We start from the raw sequence: 5,209 nt of genomic DNA on the forward strand, positions 1-5,209 counted from the left end.
ATGATGAAGTTAAAATACTCCATCTGCTGTGGACTTGATGTCCACAAAAATGTTATCGTTGCAACCATCGTAACTACCAATAAGGACGGCATATCCGAATATCTGCAAAAATCTTTTTCAACCATCAACTCAGATATTCAAAGGTTTCACAACTGGCTTATCGAGAATAATTGCTATCATGTTTGTATGGAATCCACCGGAAAGTATTGGATTCCTATTTTTAATTATCTCGAAAATGACATTGATGTCTGCCTTACACATCCGAAGTATGTCAAAGCCATTAAAGGCAAGAAAACGGACAAAAAGGATTCTAAATGGATTGCCGACCTCTACAAATTTGATCTTGTCAGATGTTCCTTTATTCCTCCAAAAGATTTTCGTCAGCTTAGGGAACTTTCCAGATACCGTTTCAAGCTGGTCTGCATGAAGTCTTCCGAGAAGAATCGCATCCAGAACTGTATGACCATTTCCAATGTCGGCATTGCCAGTGTTCTTTCTGATCCTTTTGGCAAGACAGCAACTGAAATCATCTCTTATCTATTGGAGCATACTGCCGATTCCATGGATGAAAAAGCTGTCCGCAAACTCATAAAGAAAGGGGCTAAATCCAAGTCTGATGAAATCATCGAAGCCATCAAAGGCTACACTATTGAAACAGATCAGGCTAAAAAACTAGAGCTTGCCCGGGGGCATCTGGAATATCTCGATGATATGATTACCCAGACCGAAGTGGAACTCTATGTCCGCATCAAGCCTTATTACGAGTTCGTGGAGTTTGTCAGTACCATGCCCGGCATGACAGAGTTAAGTTCCACGATTGTTCTTGCAGAAACAGGCGTTGATATGGATATTTTTGATGATGCAAAACATCTGTGTTCCTGGTGCGGACTTTCTCCTGCCAACAATGAATCCGCTGGTAAGAAAAAGTCTGTCCGCATTGCCAAAGCAGGCGATTACCTGAAACCAATGATGGTTCAATGTGCCCTTGCTGCAATTAAGAGCAAAAAGCAGCCTTATTTTGCAATCAAATATGGTCGAATCAAAAAGCGACGTGGACACAAAAAGGCAATCATTGCCATTGCAAGAATGATGATGGTCTGTATTTACCACATGGTTTCAGAAAAGAAGCCCTTTACCCCTACTGACTATGAGGAATTGATGGACCCTCAGAATCATGTAGAGAGTGTCGTCTTGAATGAGAACAATGTGTTTGCTTACCTTGAAAGCCTTGGTTACGACAGCTCTAAGTTAGTGAAACGCAACGATAACTAACATTTTTTCTGCTTTCTATACTTGTAAAAACAGGGTTTTATGAACCCTTATATAAGTGCGCCCAAAAATCTACTTTATTTTTCACTCTTTCCCTTCCTTTCTCTTGGGTACTGAATTGTACCTCCCTTGTAAGCCTAATTATAGGTGTAAGAACCCTGCAAAAAAACCAAACAAATTTTTAAATCTTTTTGTTCTTTGTTCTCTTTCAGGAGAAAAAGAAAAAACTTTCACTTCTTATTATTCAAGCTAAAATAAAAAGTTAACAGTTTTGTCTTTTCCTTTTCAGTTTTTACCTGTAGTTTTGATTTCTGTATTCAGCGGGAGTCATCCCTGTTTTCTTTTTAAAGGCAACATGAAATGCTGTTGTGGATGCATACCCAATTTTTTCGGCAATACTATAAATCTTTTCATCTGAATGAGTCAAAAGTTCTTTTGCTTTTTCTACACGTATTTCGTTTATGTAAGAAGACATATTCATACCTACCTCTTTATTAAAGAGCCGGCTGGTATAGCTTTCACTTAATCCCATGTAGTCTGCAAGATCTGTCAAGGTAATCATCCGATTATAGTTGTCCTGTATATATTGCTTTGCTTTTTTTATCAGATAGTTGCTTTCTTCATTTTCTTCTATATTCTGAAATTGTTTCCAATAAGTGTAGATAACTGTTTCCAATTCATCCAAACAGTCCGTCTGCTGTATTTTTACAATTATATCTTCCACATGCTGTTCTCGGCCCTGCCAAATCCTTAGCAAATTACCCAAATAGTTTTTATTTTCTGAAATATAGCGTGCCTTACTTGCCCGAATAAGGTTAAAGAACCGTTCTGTTTCCTCCCACACTTGAGTACTGTTTTTATCAGTGATGGCTTTTTCTAGTGCCCTCTCACTCTTCCGAAATTCTGTTTTCTGTTCAACTTCATTCATTTCTTCATAGTAGAAAATAGAGGATTCCGGCAGTATAAAGCTCTCCTGTATGGCAATCTCTGCTTCTTCGTATGCCTTACAAAGCTGCATCGTATACAGAGGACTGCTTACGCCAATATGAATACATAATGCCAGGTATTCCTTTAAAACCTGTACCAAATGATTTACTATGGCGCGAATCTTTAAATAACATTCTTGCGTACTGGGTTGCCCGCTAAAGCTTAAAAAAATAACGCAACGATTTGGTTTATACTGAATATAAACACATTCCTTTTGACCTGCCACCACCTGCCCTATCATAGAGTGAAGTGAAGTATAGAAAAAATCCGGTTTTTTTTCCTTATAGCGGTCTAATACCTCAGAAAGCTGTTCGATTTTAACCAGTATACAATATAAATTTGAAGCCTTTAATTTCTTGCTTTGGAAGTCAGATTCGTATCCTTCCAATATCCTTGTGACAGCTTCTTCTTCTGACATCTTCTCTCTCGAAGGAAGAGTCAACGGTTCATTGAAATTGTTGTCATCAAATTCCAGATCCAGTAAAGCATTCAGAAGTTCGTCTGTATTGAGCGTTATTTTAAGGACGTAATCACTTGCACCATACTTCATTGCACTTCTGGCATATTCTATTTCATTAAAACAAGTTAGCACTATTACCTTGCCTTTGTACTTCTGTTCTTTTAGCTCTCGTAAAACTTCTATGCCATTTAGAACTGGCATATTGATATCCAGAATTACAATGTCAGGTGCTAACTTCTGTATCATCTCTAGTGCTTCTTTACCGTCTGATGCTTCGCCTATCAGTTCAAAACCGTTCTGTTCCCATGCGATGGAATGTTTAATTCCTATTCTGACCAGAACCTCATCATCAACAATCAATACCCTTCTCATCTAATTTTTCTCCCATAGCTGTTATTCTTGGCATAGTTATAATTACTTTGGTGAACTGCCCCATTTTACTTATAATGCGAATCCCATAGTTTTCCCCAAAGTATAATTTAATCCGCTGGTTTACATTGTATATTCCTATTCTGTTCAGTCCTCTTCTCTCCGTAGAATCATGCTGTAAAATCTCCGCACATTTCGCTTCTTCCATTCCCTTACCGTTGTCAGTTATTTCAATGACAAGGTTCTGATCCTTTTCTACAATTTTGATTTCAATTAAAGCGTTTAAATCATCAGCCTCAAATCCATGAAAAATGGCGTTTTCGACAATAGGCTGTAGGATAAAACGCAATGTACCATAGTTACGAACCTTATCATCTGCCTGTACCAAGAAGGAAAACCTGTCAAAATAGCGGAAGTTAATAATTTTTATGTAATTTTGGATAAAGGTGAGTTCTTTCTCCATTGCGACAATTTCGCCTGCGGATTCTGCTGTGTAATGCAAAATAGAAATCATTGCATCTAACATATTCGAAACATTTTCGGCGCCCTGCATTTCTGCCACACATTGAATAGAATTTAAGGTATTATACAAAAAGTGTGGATTGATTTGTGCCTGTAAAGCCAGAAGTTCCATATCCCTCTTTTGTTTCTCTTTCTCAGTCAGTTCTTGAAACATGATGTCTATGCGTTTTGTCATTTTGTTGAATGTCGTTGACAATATCTGCAATTCACCATTTAATTTGTCAGTCTGTATCTGAAAATTACCACCGCTGACTTCCCGCATACTGTCTACCAGTTGATAGAGCGGTTTTGTTATTTTATCTGAAATTCTATAACTTATCAGATAAAACACAGCTCCAATCAGGAGCGTGCCAATGAGTAGCACAAAATAGAGTATTCCAAATCCTTTCGTTGCAGATTTTGTGGCGTAGAATTGATAGATCTTTCCTTCGATGCACTCTAATTGTGTTATGACAAGATAGTATTTTTCATTACCAAGTTTAACAGTCTGTCTTTTGTTAACAGGCATTTTCGCATTGACACTCTGAATATAGGTTTCCAAGTCGTCCTCTTTTGCAGCATTCGGATTCATGATTAAATGATTTTCCTTGTCTGCTACTGCAATTATCCTGTCATCCGCTTGTCCATTATACCAAAGTGCAGCAAAATCATTGGCTTTTATATTGATTACAAACATGCCTAGAAAACTGCCATCTGTGGGGCTTACAATGCTTCTGGCTACGGAGACAATTTTCTCATTGCTTGTACTGCCACTATCTTCATGAACCCCTAGAATAAAAGGGGTACCGTTTCCACTGTATACGCGGTTATACCAGTCCTCTTCCTTCATATTGTAGTGATTATTGAGATTCTGCCGTGTTACGATTGCTGGATTTTCCATATTATTCTCAGCTAAAAGCCACACAGAATCAATCCGCTTATTCATATAAAAAACATGTTTATAAAGTAGGTGAGCCAACTTTGCCGTGTCATTGATCTTTACAACGATTGATTCTCCATCCCCTTGGTAGCTTTTTTCGAGAAGCGCTGTCACCTCACTGTCTACGTACGGATATTCTGACAATTTGATAATGTCATCTATAAAATAATCAATGGATTTCTCAATCTGTTGATTTTGATTTTCCATGGTTGAATAAATAATCTTACCACTGTAGTTGCGGATTTCCAAACCGACTACTAGAACAAATATGAAAAAAAAGAGGATAATCATTACAATGTAACCCTGTCTAATTTTTGTACGCAGACTCATTTGGTTGCTGTACTTTACTATTTTTTCTACCGCTTTGTGTTTTAACTTAAAAGTGTTCTCTATCATACTCATAATAACGTCACCTAACTATTTTGTTGTGATTAATCTTCGAATTTAGTTTTCTTCCCAATATATACAAGACTTCTATTAGTTTTTCATTTATTATAATCAATATTTTTCGGCTTGAAAAGTAGCTTGTTGACGAAAGATGTAGTCGGATATTTTTTATTCTGACATTCCCATTTTATTTAATCGAGTAGGAGGCGGTGACTAACCGCCGTCCTCTCACAGCACCGTACGTCAGACTGTCTAACGATTCGAAAATCCAGTCTGATGTACGGTATTTTTATCTT

Annotated in this window: 3 protein-coding genes; 1 reads left to right on the forward strand and 2 read right to left on the reverse strand. The window is 37.4% G+C overall.

Annotated elements, in window-relative coordinates:
• Window positions 1-1,272 (forward strand): IS110 family transposase (locus tag ACLTOH_RS02465; RefSeq protein WP_022204360.1); only part of this gene is annotated, 1,272 nt, incomplete at its 5' end.
• 289 nt (window positions 1,273-1,561) lie between these two features.
• Here ACLTOH_RS02465 and ACLTOH_RS02470 read toward each other — a convergent pair.
• Window positions 1,562-3,088 carry a response regulator gene (locus ACLTOH_RS02470; RefSeq protein WP_412223253.1) on the reverse strand — a complete coding sequence of 509 codons (1,527 nt, stop codon included), beginning with the start codon at window positions 3,086-3,088 and terminating at the stop codon, window positions 1,562-1,564.
• Window positions 3,066-4,928 (reverse strand): sensor histidine kinase, encoded by a 1,863-nt coding sequence (locus tag ACLTOH_RS02475; RefSeq protein ID WP_412223254.1) that lies wholly within the window; start codon window positions 4,926-4,928, stop codon window positions 3,066-3,068. Before ACLTOH_RS02475 ends, ACLTOH_RS02470 begins: the two co-directional genes overlap by 23 nt.
• Between the last annotated feature and the right edge of the window lie 281 nt (window positions 4,929-5,209).

This window comes from Waltera sp. (assembly GCF_046969025.1).
GTDB classification, from domain to species: domain Bacteria; phylum Bacillota; class Clostridia; order Lachnospirales; family Lachnospiraceae; genus Acetatifactor; species Acetatifactor acetigignens.

Coding starts and splice junctions, on each gene's coding strand:
- ACLTOH_RS02470 (WP_412223253.1), bottom strand. CDS start 3,088: ATGAGAAGGGTATTGATTGTTGATGATGAGGTTCTGGTCAGAATAGGA.
- ACLTOH_RS02475 (WP_412223254.1), bottom strand. CDS start 4,928: ATGAGTATGATAGAGAACACTTTTAAGTTAAAACACAAAGCGGTAGAA.